This window comes from Mycobacterium sp. (assembly GCF_032162605.1).
Lineage (GTDB): Bacteria > Actinomycetota > Actinomycetes > Mycobacteriales > Mycobacteriaceae > Mycobacterium.
Genome location: NZ_JAVROT010000492.1, coordinates 1 through 20,300 on the forward strand (window position 1 = coordinate 1; position 20,300 = coordinate 20,300).

Genomic DNA, 20,300 nt, shown 5'->3' on the forward strand with positions numbered 1-20,300 from the left:
CGCCGTCAGGCCGAGCCGTCGCCGGGACTGGAGGTCGGCCGTCATCCGGAAGACGGGGGCGGGCAGCAGGTGCACCTCGTCGTAGATGATGAGGCCCCAGTCGCGGCTGTCGAACAGCTCGAGATGGCGGTACTCGCCCTTGGTCCGGCGGGTGATCACCTGGTAGGTGGCGATCGTCACGGGCCGGATCTCCTTGCGCTCACCGGAGTACTCGCCGATCTCCTCCTCCGTCAGCGAGGTGCGGGCGATCAGTTCACGCTTCCACTGCCTGCCCGCGACGGTGTTGGTGACCAGGATCAGCGTGGTCGCACCGGCCTTGGCCATCGCCGCGGCGCCGACGATCGTCTTGCCCGCGCCACACGGCAGCACCACCACACCGGATCCGCCCGCCCAGAACGACTCGGCCGCCATCTCCTGATAGTCGCGGAGCTCCCAGCCGTCCTGGTCAAGCGAGATGGGATGCGCCTCACCGTCGACATAACCGGCCAGATCCTCCGCAGGCCAGCCGATCTTGAGCAGCATCTGCTTGATGTGACCCCGCTCGCTGGCGTGCACGATGATGGTGTCGTCGTCGATGCGGGCGCCGAGCATGGGGGCGATCTTCTTGTGCCGCAGCACCTCCGCGAGCACCGCGCGGTCCAGGCTCACCAGCACCAGGCCGTGCACGGGACTCTTCACCAGTTGCAGGCGGCCATAGCGGGCCATGGTGTCGACGATGTCGACCAGCAGCGGCTGCGGCACTGAGTAGCGGGAGAACGACACCAGCGCGTCGACGACCTGCTCGGCGTCGTGTCCCGCCGCACGGGCGTTCCACAGCGCCAGCGGGGTGATGCGGTAGGTGTGGATGTGCTCGGGCGCACGTTCCAACTCGGCGAACGGGGCGATCGCTGCCCGGGCCGCGCCCGCGAGCTCGTGGTCGACCTCGAGCAGCACGGTCTTGTCGGACTGCACGATCAAGGGGCCATCGGTCATGCGCGATGGCTCCCTGATCTTGAAGCGTTACTCGCTCTGAAGGTCATCAGCTCATTATCCCGGATCCGCCGACACGACCGACGTCACGCGGTGGATGGCGAAGTCCCTGACCCTACCCGCGGCGGGATCGTAGGCGGTCAACTGGCCGCCGCGGATGTTGATCGGCGCGACCACCCGCTGCGTCGCGACGCCTGCCGGGTCGACGTAGCCGATCACCACGGACGCCTGACGGTGCGCTGCACTGTGCAACTGAGCCATCGCCTCCGCGGGATCCAGGCGCGTCCCGCCGGACGGTGTGGCGGCCACCTTGCGGAGCACGGCGACGATGGCGCCCAGCGTCTGAAGCGTCGGGCCCTGCTGCGGACGGTAACCGCGGCGTCGGATCGGCGCGGGCACCCGCGCGCCGCGGGACCGGATGTCGACGATGGCGCCCGACGAGTCCTCGGCAGCGGGCGCGAACCCCGCGGTCCGCAGCGCGGCCAGCACCTCGTTGATCGGCGACAGCGACACCGCGACAGTTGGCGCCAGCGCGCGCACGTCGAGTCGCTCGACCGCCGGAACCGAGATCGCCTGGGTCAGCAGCGCGGGATCCTCGCACCGGACGAACGACGCCGCCATGCCGACGCGCAATTGGCCGTGACGGCGTGCCACGTCATCGACCAGATACGTCAAGCCCTGCGGCACCGGTGTCCTCGAGTGCCTGGAGAAGAGCGTGTGTATCTCGCTCGCGGTTAGGCCGGTGTCGAGGGCGCGCCGGATCGACTGCTCGCTGATCCGGTAAACCATCGCCGCGCCCGCCGACTCGACCGAGGCAACCGCCGACAACTGTTCGGCGAGAGCGCGATCGAGCGGTCCCGGCACGACGACGGTGAGATCGGCCTGCAGCAGGAAGTGGTCGATCGGCGCGGGCAGCACCTTGTTCATCGCCGCGACGACGTCGTCCTCGGGGGCTCCAGCCAGCAGCTTCCGGCTCGGGCTGGCGATCGCGCCCCTGCCGATCACGCCGACGGCATGAGCCTCGACGAGCAGGTCGGCCACCGGCTTGAGCTGAAGTCGCGCCGCCCACCTGGGCCGCCGCCACGTCATGGCGCGCGATGCCCCCGCGGCGTCGACACCCGTGCCGCGCGAAAGCTCGGCAAGTATCGTCAACAGCAGGTGGCGGTCCAGGGGCGCTGCCGTCGAATACAGCGAATCCGAAAGTGCCCCATAGGGTTTCCCGTCAGGCCCCCGCTCTCCGATGAGGCCGGGTCTGGCGGGGACGTCGAGCCAGGCTGAAGCGATCAGATGCCAACGCACCGCATTGGAGGATTCGACGAAGCGATCGGCGGCGACTGTCGGCGCCCAATGGGGCCCGGTGCCGTCGGTCGGGTCGGGCTCCGGTACGCCCGACGCGATCAGCCCGGCGGCAGAGGCCAGTTCCAGGATGAGGCCGAGTCGGTGCTCGTCCACGCCGGTGGCCTTGGTCAGGCGCTTCAGCTCGCGGATGCCGAGGCCACCGGCCCGGAGTTCGGAAATCGGTGCGCCGGAGAGGGTTTCGATGACCAGGTCGATCTCACGCAGCATGTCCAATGCGGAACCGGCCGCGGCAGCGTCCACGTCGGAGGTGGAGGTGGTGGTGACCGCCGGATCGGGCGGAGTCAGTCCGACGGGGCCCGGTGACTCGCCGCGCATGACCTGACCGACGAGCCGCGGAAGAATGACCGTGTCCTCGTCGACCTGGCGCAGCAACCCGGCGGCGAGCAGGCGCTGGACCGGGCGCTCGGGTGGTGTGCCAGGTGCGGCGTCGCGGGTGCGTCCGATCGGTGACCCGTCGACGAGGCGCTCGAGCAGCTCGCGCTGGGGGAGGTCGACGGCGTCCAGCAGTTCGACGATCCGGTCGGCGTCCAGGCCCGCGGCCTCGAGGGTCACCTGGCCTGGATGCCACGGCAGTCCCGCAGCCGCCTCCGGTGCCACGCGCACGGAGGTGTCGCCCCAGGCCAGCGCGCGGGCTCTCAGCTCGTCGACGGCGGCGGTCAGGGCGCCCTGCTCAGCCCGGTCGCCGATCAGCGCGAACAGCTTGGTCAGCGGGACGCCGCCGCTGTCGGCCCGCAACACCAGCAATGCGTCGACCACGACGAGGGCCAGAAAGTCGAGCCCATCCGTCGCAGCCTTCACCGACTGCCGGGACTGCGCCCTGGCGGCCAGCGCCGAGATCGAACTCGGCGGCGGCTGAGCCAGATCCGGCCGTAGCTCGAGCAGCCGGACGAGCTGATCGTCGGTCAGCTCGGCCAGCCAAGCGCCCAGCGGCACGACGGGAGCTGATTCGGACATTGCCTACCAGCGTAAGCCAGCATGCCGAATCCAACCCACGCCAGCGCCGGTACATCCCCGGGTCGAGCCCGCAAGCGGGGGGACCCTCAGCGCCAGTCTCGCCAGCACAGGCCGGGCCTGCCACAATGTGAGGCGTGGCTGACAAGAAACCGCAGAAGACCCGCTACGTCGACAACGGCTGGCCGGCCGGCGACGATGACGACCACGCGGTCAGCGAGCTTGCCGCCGACCGTACCGGCGCACTTTCCCCGTTCGGTGACCTGACGTTCCCGTTGCCGGCGGAGGATCTGCCGTACACGCATCCGGTCACCGTCATCAACAAGTAGCCGTGACGACCCGCGGCGATCGGCTGTCGCACCTGGACGACTCGGGGGCGGCGCACATGGTGGACGTGACCGCCAAGGACGCCACCAGGCGCACCGCGGTCGCGGTGGGAATCCTGCGCACCCGCGCCGACGTCGTCGAGATGATCGCGACGGGCGGGCTGCCCAAGGGTGACGCATTGGCCACCGCCCGGGTGGCGGGCATCCTTGCGGCCAAGCGCACCAGCGACCTCATTCCGCTGTGCCACCAGCTGGCATTGACGGGCGTCGACGTCGAATTCGAGGTCCGCACAACGGAAGTCGGGATTACGGCGACGGCGCGTACCACCGACCGCACCGGCGTGGAGATGGAGGCGTTGACCGCCGTCAGCGTCGCTGCGCTCACGCTCTACGACATGCTGAAGGCCGTCGACCCGGCAGCGACCATCGACGGCATCGCAGTGCTGCGCAAGGACGGTGGCAAGACGGGCACCTGGGAGCGAACATGAGAACGGCGCGGGTGGTCATCGCCTCGACGCGCGCGGCCACGGGTGTCTACGAGGATCGCACCGGGCCCGTCATCGTCGACTGGTTGACCCAGCGCGGCTACGAGGTGCCGCCGCCCGTGGTGGTGTCCGACGGCATCGGAGTCAACCGCGCGTTGTTTCATGCGGTCGGCGAACGGGTCCACCTGATTCTGACCTCCGGCGGCACGGGCATCTCGCCGACGGACGGGACGGCCGACGCGACGGCGAACATCGTCGATTACCAGATCCCCGGGCTGGCCGATGCCATCCGACGGTCCGGGTTGCCGCACGTACCCACCTCGGTGCTGTCCCGCGGCGTGTGCGGTGTGCGGGACGGCACGCTGATCGTCAACCTGCCCGGCTCGCCCGGGGGTGTGAAGGACGGGCTCGGCGTGCTTGCCGACGTGCTCGAGCACGCGTTGGACCAACTCGCGGGCGGAGATCACGGTTCATGAGTGCAATCGTCGTGCGGGCCTCGCTCAGCGAGCGGGTGATCGATCTCGCCGAGCACGAGGCTCTGGTCCTGCACCGGGCGGCGGGTGCCGTGGTCGGGTTCGTCGGCATGGTGCGTGACCACGACGGCGGCCGGTCCGTGACGCGCCTCGAGTACTCCGCGCACCCGAGTGCACACCAAGTGATTTCCGAGGTGGCCGCGGAGATCGCCCAGAGCAGCCACGGTGTGCGCGCGATCGCCGTCAGTCACCGCATCGGCACGTTGAACATCGGCGATGCCGCTTTGGTCGCCGCCGTCGCCGCCGACCACCGCGCAGCTGCCTTCGAGACGTGCGCCCTACTGGTGGACACGGTCAAGGCGCGACTGCCGGTATGGAAGCACCAGCTCTTCGCCGACGGATCGGACGAGTGGGTGGGATCAGCCTAGGGAGTAGGTACTGGAGCCGGCGGAACCAGCGGGGCCGGACCGGTGGGATCGGCGGGAGCACCCGGGGCAGGCGGCGGAGGGGCGTCGCCGGGCGATAGCGGGACGTTCGGGCCTGCGGCCTGCTCCGGGTACGGCGTGTTCATGCCGCGCTGGGCCAGCCCCATCATCAGGGCTTCCTTGCCGCTGATGTCGTGGCTCTGAACTGCCTGCCATAGATCCTTGAGATAGCTGGTGTTCGGTCCGTCGGAGCCGGCCGCGGCGGGATCCATCGTTGATCCCGGGGGCGGCGCATCCGGGCTGGCCAGGTGCGGGGTGCCATTCGGCGGAATCACGGGAAGGGCGCCGTCGGTGACTGCCTGATTGGCCGCGTCGAATGCGGGCGCGGGGATGTTCACGCCGTTGAGCGGTGCCAGCGGATCCGGCGCGGGCGCGGCGACGGGTGTCGGTGCTGCGGCGTCCGGCGCCGGGGCCGGAGGCAGAGGAGCCGGGAGCGGGGGATCGAGAGGCATCGGGGCGTGAAGCGCCCACGACTCGGGCTGGTGGACCGCCGGCGCCGGGCCAGCCGGAGCGGCGTCCCAGTCGGCGGCCTCGACGACGGGCGGTGCCGGTGCAGCGTCGGGTGCCGGAGGCGGCGCGGGCGCGTCCAGCGGTGCTGCCGCGTCGGGCGGAGGCGGAAGGGCCGGGTCCTCGGGTGCCGGAGGCGGCGCGGGGGAGTCCAGCGCGACCGTCACCGTGTCACCGGGCGGGGGCGGGGCGATCGGATCGCCGGGCGGAGGGGGCAGAGGGGGCAGAGGGGCGTCAGGCGGTGGTGCGTCAGGCAGTGGTGCGTCCGGCAGCGGTGCGTCGAGAGCGACGGCCTCGATGGGCGGAGGCGGGTCGATCGGGGCGTCTGCCGGGGGTGGGACGTCTCCGCCGAGGTCAGGGTTGTCGAGAGGAGCGGTGTCCGCGAGGACGTTGCGAGGCGTGGCGCCGGAGAGGCCGTGGCCGCACACGGGCCATGCGCCGCGGCCCTGGCTGGCCAGCACGCGCTCCGCGACGGCGATCTGCTCGTCCTTGGAGGCGAGGTTGGCCGCGGGGGCGTACTCGCCGCCACCGTGCCCGGACCAGGTGCTAGGGGAGAACTGCAGCCCGCCCTGATATCCGTTGCCGGTGTTGATGGCCCAATTGCCACTGGATTCACAACCGGCGACCCGGTCCCATTCGCCGTCCGTCGCAGCGGCTGCGTGTCCGGCGAAGGCGAGACCGCCAGTACCGAGCACGGCGCCGGTGAAGGCGATCTTGGCGACGTTGGCTGCCGACGAAGTGGTCTTGCGATGCCGTCCACTCATGGGTGCAGAAGGTCCTCTCGTCCACGCCTGCGGAGTCAGCTGTCGGGTTCGGGCTTGAGAGGTCGCCCGGCCGAAACCCTTCGGTTTCGGCTTCACCCCAAGGAATCACGTTCGATTCCAGGTCCTTCGATGTTCGGTGAACCGGTGGGTCCCCCGCCTCCATCCCAGAGGTAGGTCTTGGAACCATGCCCAACGGATGGAGCTAGGCGTAACCAGGCATGGCGGGCCACTGATTAGGGGTCTGTGGCTTGGGATAGGACCGTAACGGGTACTTCCGTTCGCGTCACCTTCTGCCGATGTCGGCGTTTCCGTCTTCAGCAAATCTTGAGAGAACGTTAAAACGGCAGCACGGCGTCGTGTTTGCGCAGGGAAATCACACGGTGAACAGCACGTGTGACAATTTGTTACCGTTTCGTGATGTGACGCAAATCACTGTCATCCGCCTGCGAAGGGGGGTAACACATCGACGGTCTGGTTTGTTTGGAGCCTCTTTCCGGTGTCCCGCACTGCGACGCCGTCGCATAGGAAGGAGCACCGGTCGAGCACGATGGCCAGCTTCTGGTCGCGCGTCCTGAGTTCTGCGAGCAGGTCCGTGACCGTGGCCCCGCTCGCCACGGCCACCGTCTCCTGCTCCAGCCCCGCGGCCGCGCGAGCCGCGGCGAAGTAGCGCACGTTAACTTCGATCGTCGCAGCCGTCACGCTCAACCGCCGATCGCGCTCATCGGTCGAGCCGGCTGCTCGAAACCGGGGTCGTTGATTCCATGGCCTGCCGGTTTGGCCCACATCGCCGCCCGCCAGGCCGCCTCGATCGCGTCGTCGTCGGCGCCGCGCCGCATCAGGCCCCTCAGATCCGTCTCCTCGCGGGAGAACAGACAGCTGCGGACCTGACCGTCGGCCGTCAGCCGGGTGCGGTCGCAGGCGCCGCAGAACGCGTCCGAGACGGACGCGATCACGCCGACCGTGCCCGGCCCGCCGTCGACCCGCCACAGCTCCGCAGGAGCCGAGCCGCGGGGCGCGGTGTCGGGCGCCAAGTCGAAGTGTCTTCGGAGCGTGTCCATGATCTGGTCGGCCCCGACCGTCTGGTCGCGCTGCCAGTGGTGCCCGGCGTCCAACGGCATCTGCTCGATGATGCGCAATTGGTAACCGTGATCCAGGCAGAACCGCAGCAGCGACACGGCGTCGTCGAGGCCCGTCACCGGGTCGAGCACGGCGTTCACCTTCACCGGGGTCAAACCCGCGTCGGCCGCGGCGGCGAGGCCGTCGAGGACGTCGTTCAGCCGGTCACGGCGGGTGATGCGGGCGAAGCGCTCGGCGTCGACGGTGTCCAGTGACACGTTGACCCGGTCGAGACCGGCGGCCTTGAGCCCCGCGGCGCGGCGTGCGAGCCCGATGCCGTTGGTGGTCACCGCCGTCCTCGGGCGCGGGTGCAGCGACGTCGCCGTCGCGATGGCGCCCTCGAGGTTCCGTGACACCAGGGGTTCGCCTCCGGTGAACCGGACGCCTGTGATTCCGAGCCGGGTGATGGCGACGGTCAGCAGCCGCGAAAGCTCCTCGGGTGAGAGGAGCTCGTCACCGGGCAGCCAGTCGAGCCCCTCGGCGGGCATGCAGTAGGTGCAGCGCAGATTGCAGCGGTCAGTCAAGGACACCCGCAGGTCGAGGGCCACCCTGCCGAAGGTGTCGAGCAGCGGGCCACTGGTGGGAACGTCGCGGGTGCTCGGCGTTACCGACCTGATGGAGGGCAGGCCGAGAGCTGTCACCGTCACAGAATGGCCCCCTCGCCCGAAGGCACGATCTCCTTGCCCAGCGGGAACAGCGACACCGGGATCAGCTTGAGGTTGGCGATCGCCAACGGAATGCCGATGATCGTGATCGCCATGGCGATCGCGCTGACGACGTGCCCGATCGCAAGCCAGATGCCGCACAGGATCACCCAGATCACGTTGCCGATCAGCGCGGCGGGGCGTGGCCCCGGCTTGTCGACGACGGTGTAGCCGAACGGCCAGAGGGCGTACCTGCCGATGCGGAACGCGGCAAACCCGAACGGGATGGTGACGATGAGGATGAAGCACAGAATGCCGGCAAGGAAGTACCCGAGTGCCAGCCACAAGCCGCCGAAGATCAACCAGACGACGTTCAGAATCAGGCGCATGTCTCCTCCAGCTTTGGTTCCCAGACTACCGACCCGCGAGCCGGCAGGCGTTCAACGCAGGTGCTGGCAGTGGATGCGTCCGAGTAGGATCATCGCATTCGCGTCCTGCGTTGGCGGGACGCGTTCAGTTTGTGAGGTGACAGAAGACGATGAGCGAGACGAGCGGGTGAGATCCAGTGCCTACCGGCAAGGTTAAGTGGTACAGCGCCGAGAAGGGCTTCGGCTTCGTGTCCCAGGAGGAAGGCGAGGACGTGTACGTCGGATCGTCGGCGCTGCCATCAGGGGTCGAGGAGCTCAAGGCGGGACAGAAGGTCGAGTTCGGCATCGCGGCGGGGCGCCGGGGGCCGCAGGCGTTGAGCCTCAAAGTGATCGAACCGCCTCCGAGCGTCGTTCGGACTCGTCGCGAAGCCTCGACCGTCGAGCACAAGCACACGCCCGACGAGTTGCACGGCATGGTCGAGGACATGATCACGCTGCTCGAAGGCGCCGTGCAGCCGGAACTCCGCAAGGGGCGTTACCCGGACCGGAAGACCGCTCGCCGGATCTCCGAGGTGGTCAAGGCGGTTGCGCAGGAGCTCGACGCCTAGCCACACTGTGGACGTGGCCTCCTACGTCGCCCAGGCGGGCGAGTTCAACCGTGACACCAAGTACATCGAGACCCGCATCACGGCTGACGGCCGCGACGGCTATCCGGTGGAGCCCGGGCGCTACCGACTCGTCGTGGCCCGCGCCTGCCCGTGGGCCAACAGGGCGATCATCGTCCGCCGACTCCTAGGTCTGGAAGACGTTCTGTCCATTGGCTTTTGCGGTCCCACACACGACGAGCGCAGCTGGACGTTCGACCTCGACCCCGGCGGCGTCGACCCGGTGCTAGGGATCCCGCGCCTGCAGGACGCGTACTTCAAGCGGTTCCCGGACTACCCGAAGGGCATCACGGTCCCCGCGCTCGTCGACGTGCCGACGGGCGAGGTGGTCACCAACGACTTCGCTCAGATGACGCTGGACCTCTCGACCGAGTGGGCCGACTACCACCGCCCAGGCGCGCCGCAGCTCTATCCCGAACCGCTGCGCGACGAGATCGACGAGGTGGCCAAGCGCGTGTACACCGAGGTCAACAACGGCGTGTACCGCTGTGGGTTCGCCGGCTCGCAGTCCGCCTACGAGGCGTCCTACGACCGGCTGTTCACGGCATTGGACTGGCTGTCGGGAAGGCTTGCCGGCCAACGGTTCCTGGTGGGCGACACGATCACCGAGGCCGACGTCCGGCTATTCACCACGCTGGCCCGGTTCGATCCCGTCTATCACGGTCACTTCAAGTGCAACCGGCAGAAGCTCGACGAGATGCCGGTGCTCTGGGCCTACGCGCGCGACCTGTTCCAGACGCCGGGGTTCGGCGACACCGTCGACTTCGTGCAGATCAAGAAGCACTATTACGTGGTGCACGTCGACGTCAATCCCACGCAGATCGTGCCGAAGGGCCCGGAGCTGTCGAACTGGCTCACCCAGCACGGCCGGGAGGCCTTGGGCGGCAGGCCGTTCGGCGACGGCACACCGCCTGGGCCGACGCGCGATTAAGACCAGACGGTCGCCACCGACCATTCCGCGTGCGGCCACGGAAATTCGTTGCCGTTCTCGTCGCGGACCAGCGTGGGCAGCTGCACCGCGATGCCGGTCAACCGGCCACGGCGCGGATCGACGGTCGGGACGGTGACGGCGAGCTTCGTGTCGGGCCGGAACTCGTCGACTTCTGCGTCGCCGCCATCCTCGTAGGCGCGGATGAGGACCCACGGCGCCCTCGCGATCGACGGTGGCACCGACAACTGCACCGGATCCCGTGAGCTGACCACCAGTTGGCCGACCGTCTCGGGAACGTCGCACCTGGTGATCTGATAGACGTCGCAGTACCGGTAGGGGCCGATCCTGACGAGCTGGCCATGGGTGTAGGCGCTGATCTCGGGATGTTCTGGTGTGGGTGTTCGGCTCAGTTTCCAGACGAGCGCGCCGGTGCCCAGCGACGCGAGGACCGTCACGGCCGCGAGGATGACGATGACGCGCTTCACTCCCGAACCGCCGATGCCGTTGCCGTGCCGCGGCTCTCCTGCTCGGCGAACACCGGCCGGTTTCCGCCGAGCCCCGGGATCAGCGAGTCGCCGCCGTTGCTCACCAACGTCTGCGCCAACCCGAGGATGAGCACCGCGCTGATGGCGGTGAAGCCCACCCACAGGTCGGTGTAGATCAGCACGCCCGTCGCACCGCCGGCGACCCAGGCCAGCTGCAGAAGCGACTCGGATCGCCCGAACGCCGAGGCACGGGACTCCTCGGGCAGGTCGTCCTGCATCGAGGCGTCCAGCGACGCCTTCGCGACCGCGCTGGCGCCCGACGTGATCAGCGTGGCGAACGCGGCCACGTACAGATTGCCGGTCACCGCGGTGGCCAGCGACACCGCGGTGACCGCAGTGGCGGCCCGCACCACGAGCCTGGCCGGCTGCCCGAGCTGCAGGCGCGCGGCGGTGAAGTTGCCGACGAAGTTGCCGATGCCCGCGGCGGCGCCGATCAGACCCAGGATGCGCAGCTGTTCCCAACCGCTGGCGTCGTGTGACTTGGCGACGAAGGCCGGGTAGAGGAACAGGAAGCCGACCATGATCTTGATGGTGCAGTTACCCCACAACGATGTGATGATGTTGCGTCCCAAGGGTTGTCGGGTCTTGTCGCTCGTCGTCGGGTCGGGCAGGCGGTGGAACTTCTCGGTGGGTCCGTGGTAGCTCAGGGTGGTCGGTACCTCGCCCTCGGTGACCTCCACCCACTTGGGGATGCGCATCGAGAGGAAGGCTCCCACCACCGTCACGGCGACGCAGACGTACAACGCGCCGGGCAGGTGGAAGAGACCGAACAGGTACTCCACCCCGGCGGCGATGGCACCTCCGGCGATGGTGCCGCCGAGCAGGCCGAACATGGTGAGGCGCGAATTCACCCGGACGAGGTCGATGGTCGGCGGCAGCACGCGGGGCGTCACGGCGCTGCGCAGCACGCTGAACGACTTCGACAGCACCATCATCCCCAGCGCGCAGGGGTAGAGCACCCAGGGCGGGAAGCTGCCACTGGCCGCGTCGTAGTTCGCGATGAGGACCACCGCCAGCGCGGTGCGCACCACGAACGACGCGGCGAGCGCCACGCGGCGGCCGTGTTGCAGGCGGTCGATCGCAGGGCCGATCAGCGGAGCGATGACGGCGAACGGCGCAATCGTGATGAGCAGGTACAGGGCGACCTTGCTCTTGCTCTCACCGGACGCGGCCGCGAAGAACAGCGTGTTGGCCAGTGCGACGGCCATCGCGGAGTCGGCCGCGAAGTTCGCCATCACGGGGTAGGTCAGCGCCGTCAGTCCTGACTTGTCTGCGCCGTCCGCGGTGGCAGCCCGCTGGAACAGCCCGTACATCTTCGAGCCCATCTCGCGGCCGCGCCCCGTGGCACCCTTCGGACGGCCCTCCGACTGCCCGACGCCTGGGTGGAACGCGTCGCGAGGGCCGGTGCGACCGCCGGGACCCGCCGTCTGGTCGATCGGGGGCAACCATCGATTGGCGCTCGACGGCTGCGTCCCAATGCGCGGCCCGGACGGGTCGCTCGGGTAGTTCGCCATGCCGGGATGCTCGCCGCGATGAGCTCCCGGTGGGCGCGGCGGATGGTAGCGAGGATCGCCGGAGTCATCGCCCCCCATCGGGGGGTCACGCCGCGATCCGGTCACCCCGTCGATTGTTCCCCATGGGACTGACCGCCGCCCGCAGGGCGGCCGGTGTGGCTTTGCTCGCGGGTCGTCAGGCAGTATTGATGGCGATGGATGCCATGATCGAACCCGCCGAGCAGGATTTTGCGACCGAACCGTCGCAGCCGCCGGCTGACCTTGCCGCCGTACTGATGGGCGCGGTCGACGCTGCGCGGACGGCGATCGGGGAGTTCAGCGGCCATGACGTAGTCGGTGAGTACCTCGGTGCAGGCTTCGACGACCCGTCCGCAGTGACGCACCGTTTCCTGGCGACCATGCCCGGATACCAGGGCTGGCAGTGGGCGGTGGTTGTGGCGGCACATCCCGGCGCGGATCACGCCACGATCAGCGAAGTGGTTCTGGTGCCGGGCCCGACGGCGCTGCTCGCACCACAGTGGGTGCCGTGGCAGGAGCGCGTCCAGCCGGGCGATCTGGGGCCCGGGGACCTGCTGGCCACGCCCGTCGACGATCCGCGGGTGGTGCCCGGGTACACGTCGTCCGGCGACGACGAGCTCGACGAGATCGCGGACATCGGGTTCGGCAGGAGCCAGGTCCTCAGCCAGTGGGGCCGCATCGAGGCCGCGGAGCGCTGGCACGACGGCGAATACGGACCCGGCTCGGCGATGGCGCGCGCCACGCGCAGGGTGTGTCGCGACTGTGCCTACTACCTGTCTCTGACCGGATCGCTGGGCACGCTGTTCGGAGTGTGCGCCAACGAGATGTCGGCCGACGGGCACGTCGTCTCGGAGGAGTACGGGTGCGGCGCCCACTCGGACACCCCGCAGCCCGCCACCATCGGTTCACCGATGTTCGATCCGTATGACGACGGCGTCCTGGACCTGCCCCAGCCCTGAGAGCGGTCAGCTCTCGGCTGCCGCCTTGAGGCGGCCCAGCGACGTGTTCATTCCCTCGATCAGTTCGTCCTCGAAGCTCGGTACACCGCCGAATAGTGCGCTGACCACGAGATTCGACGCCGCCTTCACGCCGTTCTCGGCGTGGCGGCTCTCCACCAGTCGGGTGCCCATCGGGGTGGGTTCCAGTTCGTAGGTCCAGACGGTGTTGTTCGCGTTGACGCGGAAGGCCAGCTTGCGCTCGGCGATGACCTCGATGACCTGGCTGGTGGTCGGCCAGAAGAGCAATCCGCGTCGGTTGACGTTGACGGTTCTGGTGCCGGGGCGCACTGGCCCGAGAGCCTTCATCAGCCGGCACTGCGGGCTCCACCGGGGCATGAGGCGGAAGTCGGAGACCAGCTCCCACACCTTCGCGGGCGGCGCCTCGATGTCGATGTGCGCCTGCAACAGGGCCCGAGCCATCAGTTCTCCATCGGGTTCAGCGAATTCCGCTCTGGGCGCCGCGGGAGCCCCGGCGTACGGCGCGACGCTGCCACAGGAAGATCGACGTGCCGACCGCGCCCACGCCGAGCCCGGCCACCGTTACCGGGCGACAGTCATCCAGACCGGGCACCGAGAAGGCGAGCACGACCGCGATGAGCCAGCCCGTCGCGATCGTGACGATGACCGGCCAGGGCTGCAGAAGGACGTCCGGCAGGGCCGGAGGTTCCGTCGGATCGTCATGCGGTGACGGCGTCGTCGCGTCCATTGCGGACCAACCTAACCGATCCCGCTGCCACTGTCGGTACTGTTTGCGTCGTGACCGACGCCGACGCCCGCCTGGCCAGCGACTTGTCGTTGGCCGTCGTGCGGTTGGCGCGGCAGTTGCGCTTCCGCCGCCCGGACTCGCCGGTGTCGCTGTCTCAGTTGTCGGCGCTTGCGACGCTGGCCAAGGAGGGTTCGATGACACCGGGCGCCCTCGCGATTCGGGAGCGCGTCAGGCCGCCGTCGATGACGAGGGTCATCGCATCGCTGGCGGAGCTCGGATTCGTCGACCGTGCCGCGCACCCCGACGACGGTCGTCAGGTGCTGGTGTCGGTGTCACCCTCGGGGCAGGAACTGATCGACGTCGAGCGCCGCGCCAGCCAGGAGTGGCTGCAGCAGCGCCTCGCCGAACTTCAACCGGGGCAGCGCAAGACCCTGCTGGCGGCCGCCGATCTGATGTCGGCGATCGTGGACGAATGATCTTGAGCCTCGGCGGGCAGGGAGCGAAGCGGACCCGGGGATGAGCCCAATAATCGACGTCGACGATCCGACCGATCCCCGGCTCGACGACTTCCGCGATCTGAACAGCATCGATCGCAGGCCGGATCTGCCGAGCGGCAAGGGACTCGTGATCGCCGAGGGCGTGCTGGTGGTGCAGCGTATGCTGGCGTCGCGATTCGAGTCGGCGGCGTTCCTGGGCACGGAGCGCAGGCTGGGCGAGCTGACCGGCGATCTGGACTCCACCGATGCGCCCTTCTATCGCGCCAGCGCCGAGGTGATGGCTCAGGTCATCGGCTTTCACCTCAACCGCGGCGTGCTGGCGGCGGCGCCGCGCCCGCCGGAGCTGTCGATACCGCGGGTGATCGAGGGTGCGCGCACGATCGCGGTGCTCGAGGGGGTCAACGATCACGAGAACCTCGGCTCGGTCTTTCGCAACGCCGCGGGCCTCGACGTCGACGCGATCGTGTTCGGAATGGGGTGTGCTGACCCGCTCTATCGACGGGCGGTGCGGGTGTCGATGGGTCACGCGCTCCTGGTGCCATACGCTTCGTACGTCAGTTGGCCAGGTGATATCGAAGTGCTGCGGGACAACGGCTTTCGGATGGTGGCGATGACGCCCAATCCCGCCGCGCAGACGGTGGCGCACGCGATGCAGGGTCTGGTCGAAGACAAGGTGGCGATCCTCGTCGGCGCAGAGGGCCCGGGTCTGACCGAACAGACGATGCGGGCCAGCGACGTGCGGGTGCGCATCCCGATGGCGAGGGGTACGGACTCGCTGAACGTCGCGACGGCTGCGGCGCTGGCCTTTTACGAGCGGGCTAGGGTTGTCACGTGAACGAGGACGCGACGCCCTGGGGGACGGGGTTGACGGTCGCGGCGTTCGTAGCGGCGGTGACGGCAGGCGCGATCATCGTCCTGAGCCTTGGACTGACCCGGGTGCATCCGCTGCTGGCGGTCGGGCTGAACCTGGTGGCCGTCGGCGGGCTCGCCCCGACGGTCTGGGATTGGCGGACCCGACCGGTCTGGCGCTGGTTCGTGCTCGGCAGCGGCGTCGGGGTGGCCGCCGGCTGGCTGGCGTTACTGGCGATGGCCATTGGAACGGTTGTGGCGTAGGGACTTTCAGTCCAGGCGGGCCGACGTGTAGGTGGCTTTGAACAGGCCTGTCATGGCCTCGTCGGGCCGGAACTCGAGACCGTTCTCGACGAACACGTCCTCAACGGTCACGGTCGTGGTTTGCCAGCCGTTGGCGTGCAAGTAGTCGACGACGCTGCTGCGCTCGCCCTGATAGGTGAGCTCCGAGGGGTCGTCCAAGTCCAGGCCTTGGGCGCGCTGGCTGGCAGCGATCGCACGGACCCCGTCGTTGGTGAGCACGCTCATGTCGGGCTGCCAGTCGGTGGCAACCCGGCTGCCGGGCGCGCTGAGTGCGGTGATGTCGTCGAACAGCCGGTCCTGGGCTTCGGGCGGTAGATAGCCGAGCAGTCCCTCGGCAATCCATGCGGTCGGCGCCGCGGCGTCGAAGCCCGCTTCTCGGAGTGCGGCCGGCCAGTCGTCGCGAAGGTCGATGCCGATCGAACGCAGTGTGGCGGCGGGGGCCACGCCCATTTCGGTGAAGGTGCGCGACTTGAAGTCGATGACCGCCGGCTGATCCAACTCGAACACCGTCGTTCCCGCCGGCCACGAGAGCCGGTAGGGCCGGGCGTCGAGACCGGCGGCGAGAATGACGGCCTGCCGGATGCCCGCTTCGGCCGCGGCGGCGAAGTAGTCGTCGAAGTACTTGGTGCGGATGGCCATTCCGTCGGCCAGACGCTCCGGGACGAGCAGGTTGCCGTGCTCGTCGGGCTCGATGTGACCGTTGGCCAACTTGGTGAAGTAGTCCACGCCGACGGCCCGCACCAGGGGCTCGGCGTAGATGTCCGCGATGAGTGGGGTCGTGCTGCGGGTGGCCAGTGCGCGGGCGGCGGCGACGCCGGTCGCGGTGGCACCCACGCTGGACGCCAGGTCCCAGGAATCGTTGTCGGTACGAGGCATGAAGGCAGTCCTTTGGAGCGAGGAAGAATTATTAGTTAGTCGACGTAACTAATAATGCCACAACTCCATTCCCCGCGTCAGGGCTGGGTGGCGGAACGCACGCCCAGCAGGACGTCTTCCCAGCCGGGGACCTCTGGCCTACTGCGCTTGCGGGTGCGGGGCTTGGGCTCGACGGGCGTCTTGGCCTTCGTGGGTTCGGGAGCCGGTGCGGTGGGCGGCTCGGGTGCCGGTGGCGCCTCGGGCAGCGACAGGTCGAGGGTGGGCACCGGTGCGACCGACCTCAGCGGTGGCCGGTCGAACTGGGGATCGATGAGCTCTGCCGCCGCGTCGTCGAAGGCCGTCGCCGTGCCGCCGTGGGCCCCCGGCGTGAAGCGGAAGTGGGCGACGTTGTCCGAACGCCCGGCCTTCCAGGACATCTGAACGGTCCAGCGGCCGTCCTCGTTGCGCCAGGCGTCCCACGTCGTCGCATCGGGATCGAGGCCGCGGGACACGAATGCCGTCGTCACGGTCTCCAGCAGCGTCAACACCGCCGGTCCGTCGGCGAGCACCGGGTGCGCGGCGGTCGCAAGCTCGGCCGCGCGGAAGCGCTCCAGCAGGACCGGGTGGGCGAATCGCTCGACCCGGACGGGGTCGACACCCGCCGCACTCGCGACCTGTTCGACGGACGCGCCTGCACGGATTCTGGCTTGAATATCCTTGGGGCTCAGCACGTTCGGAACCTCGACATCGACTTGAGGGGGGCTGGTGACAGCGCGGTCATCGTTCAACGCCGCGCGGAGGCGGTCGTCTGGACGGAGAATGAACTTCTCGCCGGAGCCGGCCGTCTCGCAGATGATGCGTTTGCCATCGACGTCGAGTCCGATGACTTTCAGTTCCCGCATGTGCGACCTCCTAGGGCGGCTCAAGCGGTCACCCTACTTCGTTACCGAGCCGTAACCCGTCTCTGACACGCGGTGATGAGCACTTGCGCGAAGAACCAACGATGGTGATGACCGTGACGGTCAGAGGCGCTCGACGACCCAGTCCACGCAGGCGGTCAGTGCGCTCACGTCATCGGGGTCTACGGCCGGGAACATCGCCACCCGCAGCTGGTTGCGGCCCAGCTTGCGGTAGGGCTCGGTGTCGACGATGCCGTTGGCCCGCAGCGCCTTGGCCACGGCCGCGGCGTCCACTTCCTCGGCGAAGTCGATGGTCCCGACGACCTGCGACCGCAACGACGGGTCGGCGACGAACGGGGTGGTGTAGCTGGTCGTCTCGGCCCACGAGTACAGCCGCTGCGAGGAGTCGGCGGTGCGCTTGACGGCCCAGTCGAGCCCGCCGTTGCCCAGCAGCCAGTCGAGTTGGTCTGCCATCAGCACCAGCGTGCCGATCGCGGGGGTGTTGTACGTCTGGTTCTTCAGGCTGTTGTCGATGGCGATCGGCAGCGAGAGGAAGTCGGGCACCCAGCGGCCCGACCTCGCGATCTGCTCGACCCTGGCCAACGCGGCCGGGCTCATGATCGCCAGCCACAGCCCGCCGTCGGACGCGAAGTTCTTCTGGGGGGCGAAGTAGTAGGTGTCGGTATCGGCGATGTCGACGGGAAGGCCGCCAGCCGCCGACGTCGCGTCGATGACCACCAGCGCTTGGCCTTCCGAGCCGGCGGGTCGTTGCACCGGCACCGCGACGCCCGTCGAGGTCTCGTTGTGCGCCCACGCGACCACGTCGACGGACGGGTCGGACTGCGGCCGCGGGGCGCTGCCGGGGTCGGCCTTGAGGATGATCGGGTCGCCGACGAACGGGTTGGCCGCTACCGCCGAGGCGAACTTGGCGCTGAACTCGCCGAACGTCAGGTGCAGTGACCGCTTGTCGATCAGCCCGAACGCCGCAGCGTCCCAGAATGCGGTCGAGCCGCCGTTGCCGAGAATCACCTCGTAGCCGTCCGGGAGCGCGAACAACTGACGGATGCCGTCGCGGACGCGGCCGACCAGGTTCTTGACGGGCGCCTGCCGATGCGAGGTGCCGAACAGGTGCCCAGAATCGACCAGTGCCTGCAGCTGCTCGGGGCGCACCTTCGACGGCCCGGAGCCGAAGCGTCCGTCCTTGGGCTTGAGGTCGGCGGGAATCGTGAAGTCGGCCATGCGGTCAAGAGTAGTGACCGGACTTGTGCACTTCCGCGGGGAGGGTTGGCAGAAAATACCGGAAATGTGGGTAAACACCCGATACATCGACCCGCTGTGTCCATACTGTGATCTGTCGGGGACTGAGCCTTTGGGGGGCACGTGATCAATCACGGAAAAGCTTCGACGCTCATACCGGTATGTGTGGCGGCCATGACGGTCTTCGGTTCGGCGCTCGCCGCGGTGCCGGCCCAGGCCGACGGCTCGGGCGGTACTCCCTACGGACCCGTCGGCGGTGACCAGGGCGGCGCGGTGCTGAGCGAGATCAACGCCACGCGCGAGGCGAACGGCTGTGGCCCTCTCGCGGCCAATCCGCAGCTGACTGCGTCAGCGGAGCGGCACGCCATGGACATGCTCGCGAACGGAGTGGCGGACCACACCGGTTCGGACGGCTCCTCCCTCGTCCAGCGCGTCACGGATGCCGGCTACACGCAGTACGCCGATCTCGGCGAGGTCGTCTTCTGGGGCACCGGCTCCGCAGGCACCCCGGCAACCGCGGTCACCTCGTGGATGAACAGCCCGGGCCACCGCGCGATCATCACGGACTGCGAATTGACCGAGGCGGGGTTCTCGGCGGTCAGCAACGGCAACAAGATGACCGCGGCGGGGGATTTCGGGACGAGGTAGGCCCAGCGAAATGGCTCCTGGCCGTCGTTAGTTGGTCAGGATCCGGGCACCGTCGCCCATGTCCGGCACGTGCGGATCTTCGTGCACGGTGCGGCCGATTCCGTGGCCGCCGTGGTCGGCGAGCATTCCGTAGCCCGCCTTGCGGGCGGTCGTGGCGATCGCATGTCCGACGTCGCCGAGGGTGTTTCCCGGTTTCACCGCGGCGATCCCGGCGGCAGGTGCCGCGTCGGTCGCCTCGATGAGTGCGACGTCCCCGGTGCGCGGGGTGCCGACGACGAAGCTGCGCGCGGGTGGTACTCGAGGAACGGCGAACCCGCGCCGTGTAGGGCGAGCACGTCGGCGCCCGCGGCCTGCATCGCGACGATCTCGGCTTCGGTCTTCAGTTCGACCATCAGCGGCTGTTGCCTGCATCACATGTGATGTGGATAACCCGGCCAGCGCACATACCGGAAAACGCCCTGTTCAATTCCTGGGACCTCCGGTACCGTAGTGGACAGCAGGCCGACAAATGTAAACCTCACGGGAGGCTTCGAATGGCTGTCAAGACCGCACCCAAGACCGCTCACACGCGGATCATCCGCCGCTGGCGTCGCAATATGGACGTGCTCGACGACACCAGGTACGTGGACACGCTGACCACACTGTCCGAGGGGTCGGTGCGACGCAACTTCAATCCGTTCACCGACATCGACTGGGATTCCCCTGAGTTCGCCGTGACCGAGAACGACGAGCGGTGGATCCTGCCGAGCACCGATCCGCTGGGCAATCACCCCTGGTATCAGGTCCAGCCCAAGGAGCGGCAGATCGAGATCGGCATGTGGCGTCAGGCGAACGTCGCCAAGGTCGGACTGCACTTCGAGTCGATCCTGATCCGCGGGCTTATGAACTACGCGTTCTGGGTGCCCAACGGCTCACCCGAGTACCGGTACTGCCTGCACGAGTCGGTCGAGGAGTGCAACCACACCCTGATGTTCCAGGAGATGGTGAACCGCATAGGCATCGACGTGCCGGGCATGCCGCGGATGCTCAAGTGGCTGTCACAGCTCATTCCGCTGGCCGCGGGCCCGCTGCCGATCGTGTTCTTCTTCGGCGTCCTCGCCGGCGAGGAGCCCATCGACCACACGCAGAAGAACGTGCTGCGCGAGGGCAAGACCCTGCATCCGATCAT

The 20,300-nt window shown here is 68.6% G+C and carries 26 protein-coding genes, 1 pseudogene and 1 riboswitch; of the genes and pseudogenes, 12 read left to right on the plus strand and 15 right to left on the minus strand.

Features of this window, described 5'->3' with window-relative positions; all coding sequences use genetic code 11:
* Window positions 1-972 (minus strand): helicase-associated domain-containing protein (locus QOI01_RS27235; RefSeq protein WP_526386273.1); only part of this gene is annotated, 972 nt, incomplete at its 3' end.
* Between the two features lie 54 nt (window positions 973-1,026).
* Complete coding sequence (locus QOI01_RS27240; RefSeq protein WP_526386274.1) at window positions 1,027-3,282, minus strand: helicase-associated domain-containing protein; 2,256 nt, start codon at window positions 3,280-3,282, stop codon at window positions 1,027-1,029.
* A 134-nt stretch (window positions 3,283-3,416) separates the two neighbouring features.
* Here QOI01_RS27240 and QOI01_RS27245 point away from each other — a divergent pair, with 134 nt between their 5' ends.
* The 4 genes from QOI01_RS27245 to QOI01_RS27260 are packed head-to-tail and all read left to right on the plus strand — an operon-like array spanning window position 3,417 to window position 4,991.
* Window positions 3,417-3,608, plus strand: coding sequence for a hypothetical protein (locus tag QOI01_RS27245; protein ID WP_526386275.1), 192 nt, complete (start codon window positions 3,417-3,419; stop codon window positions 3,606-3,608).
* A 56-nt stretch (window positions 3,609-3,664) separates the two neighbouring features.
* The gene (gene moaC, locus QOI01_RS27250) at window positions 3,665-4,093 is read left to right on the plus strand and encodes a cyclic pyranopterin monophosphate synthase MoaC (protein ID WP_526386295.1); all 429 of its coding nucleotides are present in this window, start codon (window positions 3,665-3,667) and stop codon (window positions 4,091-4,093) included.
* Window positions 4,090-4,566 carry a MogA/MoaB family molybdenum cofactor biosynthesis protein gene (locus tag QOI01_RS27255; protein ID WP_526386276.1) on the plus strand — a complete coding sequence of 159 codons (477 nt, stop codon included), beginning with the start codon at window positions 4,090-4,092 and terminating at the stop codon, window positions 4,564-4,566. Before moaC ends, QOI01_RS27255 begins: the two co-directional genes overlap by 4 nt.
* Window positions 4,563-4,991, plus strand: a complete 429-nt coding sequence (locus QOI01_RS27260) for a molybdenum cofactor biosynthesis protein MoaE (RefSeq protein WP_526386277.1) — start codon at window positions 4,563-4,565, stop codon at window positions 4,989-4,991. The genes QOI01_RS27255 and QOI01_RS27260 overlap by 4 nt, the downstream gene beginning before the upstream one ends.
* Here the strand turns inward: QOI01_RS27260 and QOI01_RS27265 are convergent.
* From QOI01_RS27265 to QOI01_RS27280, 4 genes are all read right to left on the minus strand, one after another.
* Window positions 4,988-6,319, minus strand: coding sequence for a transglycosylase family protein (locus QOI01_RS27265; RefSeq protein WP_526386278.1), 1,332 nt, complete (start codon window positions 6,317-6,319; stop codon window positions 4,988-4,990). The genes QOI01_RS27260 and QOI01_RS27265 overlap by 4 nt on opposite strands.
* 9 nt (window positions 6,320-6,328) lie before the next feature.
* A riboswitch (cyclic di-AMP (ydaO/yuaA leader) is annotated at window positions 6,329-6,506 on the minus strand.
* 248 nt (window positions 6,507-6,754) lie between these two features.
* Window positions 6,755-7,018, minus strand: a complete 264-nt coding sequence (locus tag QOI01_RS27270; RefSeq protein WP_526386279.1) for a MoaD/ThiS family protein — start codon at window positions 7,016-7,018, stop codon at window positions 6,755-6,757.
* A gap of 2 nt (window positions 7,019-7,020) precedes the next feature.
* On the minus strand, window positions 7,021-8,082 hold the full coding sequence (gene moaA, locus QOI01_RS27275; protein WP_526386280.1) for a GTP 3',8-cyclase MoaA: 1,062 nt from the start codon (window positions 8,080-8,082) through the stop codon (window positions 7,021-7,023).
* Window positions 8,079-8,468, minus strand: a complete 390-nt coding sequence (locus tag QOI01_RS27280; protein WP_526386281.1) for a YccF domain-containing protein — start codon at window positions 8,466-8,468, stop codon at window positions 8,079-8,081. Before QOI01_RS27280 ends, moaA begins: the two co-directional genes overlap by 4 nt.
* A gap of 176 nt (window positions 8,469-8,644) precedes the next feature.
* On the opposite strand from QOI01_RS27280, the gene QOI01_RS27285 reads away from it, so the two are divergent.
* The gene (locus QOI01_RS27285) at window positions 8,645-9,055 is read left to right on the plus strand and encodes a cold-shock protein (RefSeq protein ID WP_526386282.1); all 411 of its coding nucleotides are present in this window, start codon (window positions 8,645-8,647) and stop codon (window positions 9,053-9,055) included.
* A 13-nt stretch (window positions 9,056-9,068) separates the two neighbouring features.
* Window positions 9,069-10,043 carry a glutathione S-transferase family protein gene (locus tag QOI01_RS27290; RefSeq protein WP_526386283.1) on the plus strand — a complete coding sequence of 325 codons (975 nt, stop codon included), beginning with the start codon at window positions 9,069-9,071 and terminating at the stop codon, window positions 10,041-10,043.
* Here QOI01_RS27290 and QOI01_RS27295 read toward each other — a convergent pair.
* Both QOI01_RS27295 and QOI01_RS27300 read right to left on the minus strand, forming a co-directional pair.
* Window positions 10,040-10,528: a DUF2771 family protein gene (locus QOI01_RS27295; RefSeq protein ID WP_526386284.1), complete on the minus strand. Its 489-nt coding sequence runs from the start codon at window positions 10,526-10,528 to the stop codon at window positions 10,040-10,042. The genes QOI01_RS27290 and QOI01_RS27295 overlap by 4 nt on opposite strands.
* On the minus strand, window positions 10,525-12,180 hold the full coding sequence (locus QOI01_RS27300; protein WP_526386296.1) for an MFS transporter: 1,656 nt from the start codon (window positions 12,178-12,180) through the stop codon (window positions 10,525-10,527). The genes QOI01_RS27295 and QOI01_RS27300 overlap by 4 nt, the downstream gene beginning before the upstream one ends.
* Before the next feature lie 125 nt (window positions 12,181-12,305).
* Between QOI01_RS27300 and QOI01_RS27305 the strand changes: the two genes are divergently transcribed.
* Window positions 12,306-13,079 carry a DUF3027 domain-containing protein gene (locus QOI01_RS27305; RefSeq protein ID WP_526386297.1) on the plus strand — a complete coding sequence of 258 codons (774 nt, stop codon included), beginning with the start codon at window positions 12,306-12,308 and terminating at the stop codon, window positions 13,077-13,079.
* Window positions 13,080-13,085: 6 nt separating this feature from the next.
* Here the strand turns inward: QOI01_RS27305 and QOI01_RS27310 are convergent, their stop codons facing one another.
* Window positions 13,086-13,538 carry an SRPBCC family protein gene (locus QOI01_RS27310; RefSeq protein ID WP_526386285.1) on the minus strand — a complete coding sequence of 151 codons (453 nt, stop codon included), beginning with the start codon at window positions 13,536-13,538 and terminating at the stop codon, window positions 13,086-13,088.
* A gap of 16 nt (window positions 13,539-13,554) precedes the next feature.
* The gene (locus tag QOI01_RS27315) at window positions 13,555-13,824 is read right to left on the minus strand and encodes a DUF2530 domain-containing protein (RefSeq protein WP_526386286.1); all 270 of its coding nucleotides are present in this window, start codon (window positions 13,822-13,824) and stop codon (window positions 13,555-13,557) included.
* Window positions 13,825-13,874: 50 nt separating this feature from the next.
* Here QOI01_RS27315 and QOI01_RS27320 point away from each other — a divergent pair, with 50 nt between their 5' ends.
* From QOI01_RS27320 to QOI01_RS27330, 3 genes are read left to right on the plus strand one after another with little or no spacing between them, the layout of a single operon-like run.
* Window positions 13,875-14,300, plus strand: coding sequence for an Rv0880 family HTH-type transcriptional regulator (locus QOI01_RS27320; protein WP_526386287.1), 426 nt, complete (start codon window positions 13,875-13,877; stop codon window positions 14,298-14,300).
* Window positions 14,301-14,340: 40 nt separating this feature from the next.
* Window positions 14,341-15,156, plus strand: coding sequence for a TrmH family RNA methyltransferase (locus tag QOI01_RS27325; RefSeq protein ID WP_526386288.1), 816 nt, complete (start codon window positions 14,341-14,343; stop codon window positions 15,154-15,156).
* Window positions 15,153-15,434 carry a DUF2537 domain-containing protein gene (locus QOI01_RS27330; protein WP_526386289.1) on the plus strand — a complete coding sequence of 94 codons (282 nt, stop codon included), beginning with the start codon at window positions 15,153-15,155 and terminating at the stop codon, window positions 15,432-15,434. The genes QOI01_RS27325 and QOI01_RS27330 overlap by 4 nt, the downstream gene beginning before the upstream one ends.
* Window positions 15,435-15,440: 6 nt before the next feature.
* Here QOI01_RS27330 and QOI01_RS27335 read toward each other — a convergent pair whose 3' ends face one another.
* The 3 genes from QOI01_RS27335 to serC form a co-directional block, all read right to left on the minus strand.
* Window positions 15,441-16,349 carry an SAM-dependent methyltransferase gene (locus QOI01_RS27335; protein WP_526386290.1) on the minus strand — a complete coding sequence of 303 codons (909 nt, stop codon included), beginning with the start codon at window positions 16,347-16,349 and terminating at the stop codon, window positions 15,441-15,443.
* 77 nt (window positions 16,350-16,426) lie between these two features.
* Window positions 16,427-17,230 carry a septation protein SepH gene (gene sepH / locus QOI01_RS27340; RefSeq protein WP_526386291.1) on the minus strand — a complete coding sequence of 268 codons (804 nt, stop codon included), beginning with the start codon at window positions 17,228-17,230 and terminating at the stop codon, window positions 16,427-16,429.
* 120 nt (window positions 17,231-17,350) lie between these two features.
* Complete coding sequence (serC, locus tag QOI01_RS27345) at window positions 17,351-18,466, minus strand: phosphoserine transaminase (protein WP_526386292.1); 1,116 nt, start codon at window positions 18,464-18,466, stop codon at window positions 17,351-17,353.
* A 192-nt stretch (window positions 18,467-18,658) separates the two neighbouring features.
* Here serC and QOI01_RS27350 point away from each other — a divergent pair, with 192 nt between their 5' ends.
* A complete protein-coding gene (locus tag QOI01_RS27350) occupies window positions 18,659-19,132 on the plus strand; it encodes a CAP domain-containing protein (RefSeq protein ID WP_526386293.1) in 474 nt (157 codons plus the stop codon).
* A 54-nt stretch (window positions 19,133-19,186) separates the two neighbouring features.
* On the opposite strand, the pseudogene QOI01_RS27355 reads toward QOI01_RS27350, so the two are convergent.
* Together QOI01_RS27355 and QOI01_RS27360 are read right to left on the minus strand one after the other, a co-directional pair.
* Window positions 19,187-19,420, minus strand: a pseudogene (locus QOI01_RS27355) (M24 family metallopeptidase); the annotation flags it as partial.
* Window positions 19,327-19,524 carry a hypothetical protein gene (locus QOI01_RS27360; protein ID WP_526386298.1) on the minus strand — a complete coding sequence of 66 codons (198 nt, stop codon included), beginning with the start codon at window positions 19,522-19,524 and terminating at the stop codon, window positions 19,327-19,329. The gene QOI01_RS27360 and the pseudogene QOI01_RS27355, both read right to left, overlap by 94 nt.
* 141 nt (window positions 19,525-19,665) lie before the next feature.
* Here QOI01_RS27360 and QOI01_RS27365 point away from each other — a divergent pair.
* Window positions 19,666-20,300 (plus strand): diiron oxygenase (locus QOI01_RS27365; protein ID WP_526386294.1); only part of this gene is annotated, 635 nt, incomplete at its 3' end.

Coding starts and splice junctions, on each gene's coding strand:
- QOI01_RS27240 (WP_526386274.1), bottom strand. CDS start 3,282: ATGTCCGAATCAGCTCCCGTCGTGCCGCTGGGCGCTTGGCTGGCCGAG.
- moaC (WP_526386295.1), top strand. CDS start 3,665: ATGGTGGACGTGACCGCCAAGGACGCCACCAGGCGCACCGCGGTCGCG.
- QOI01_RS27255 (WP_526386276.1), top strand. CDS start 4,090: ATGAGAACGGCGCGGGTGGTCATCGCCTCGACGCGCGCGGCCACGGGT.
- QOI01_RS27260 (WP_526386277.1), top strand. CDS start 4,563: ATGAGTGCAATCGTCGTGCGGGCCTCGCTCAGCGAGCGGGTGATCGAT.
- QOI01_RS27265 (WP_526386278.1), bottom strand. CDS start 6,319: ATGAGTGGACGGCATCGCAAGACCACTTCGTCGGCAGCCAACGTCGCC.
- QOI01_RS27280 (WP_526386281.1), bottom strand. CDS start 8,468: ATGCGCCTGATTCTGAACGTCGTCTGGTTGATCTTCGGCGGCTTGTGG.
- QOI01_RS27300 (WP_526386296.1), bottom strand. CDS start 12,180: ATGGGGGGCGATGACTCCGGCGATCCTCGCTACCATCCGCCGCGCCCA.
- QOI01_RS27305 (WP_526386297.1), top strand. CDS start 12,306: ATGATCGAACCCGCCGAGCAGGATTTTGCGACCGAACCGTCGCAGCCG.
- QOI01_RS27310 (WP_526386285.1), bottom strand. CDS start 13,538: ATGGCTCGGGCCCTGTTGCAGGCGCACATCGACATCGAGGCGCCGCCC.
- QOI01_RS27315 (WP_526386286.1), bottom strand. CDS start 13,824: ATGGACGCGACGACGCCGTCACCGCATGACGATCCGACGGAACCTCCG.
- QOI01_RS27325 (WP_526386288.1), top strand. CDS start 14,341: ATGAGCCCAATAATCGACGTCGACGATCCGACCGATCCCCGGCTCGAC.
- QOI01_RS27335 (WP_526386290.1), bottom strand. CDS start 16,349: ATGCCTCGTACCGACAACGATTCCTGGGACCTGGCGTCCAGCGTGGGT.
- sepH (WP_526386291.1), bottom strand. CDS start 17,230: ATGCGGGAACTGAAAGTCATCGGACTCGACGTCGATGGCAAACGCATC.
- serC (WP_526386292.1), bottom strand. CDS start 18,466: ATGGCCGACTTCACGATTCCCGCCGACCTCAAGCCCAAGGACGGACGC.
- QOI01_RS27350 (WP_526386293.1), top strand. CDS start 18,659: ATGACGGTCTTCGGTTCGGCGCTCGCCGCGGTGCCGGCCCAGGCCGAC.
- QOI01_RS27360 (WP_526386298.1), bottom strand. CDS start 19,524: ATGGTCGAACTGAAGACCGAAGCCGAGATCGTCGCGATGCAGGCCGCG.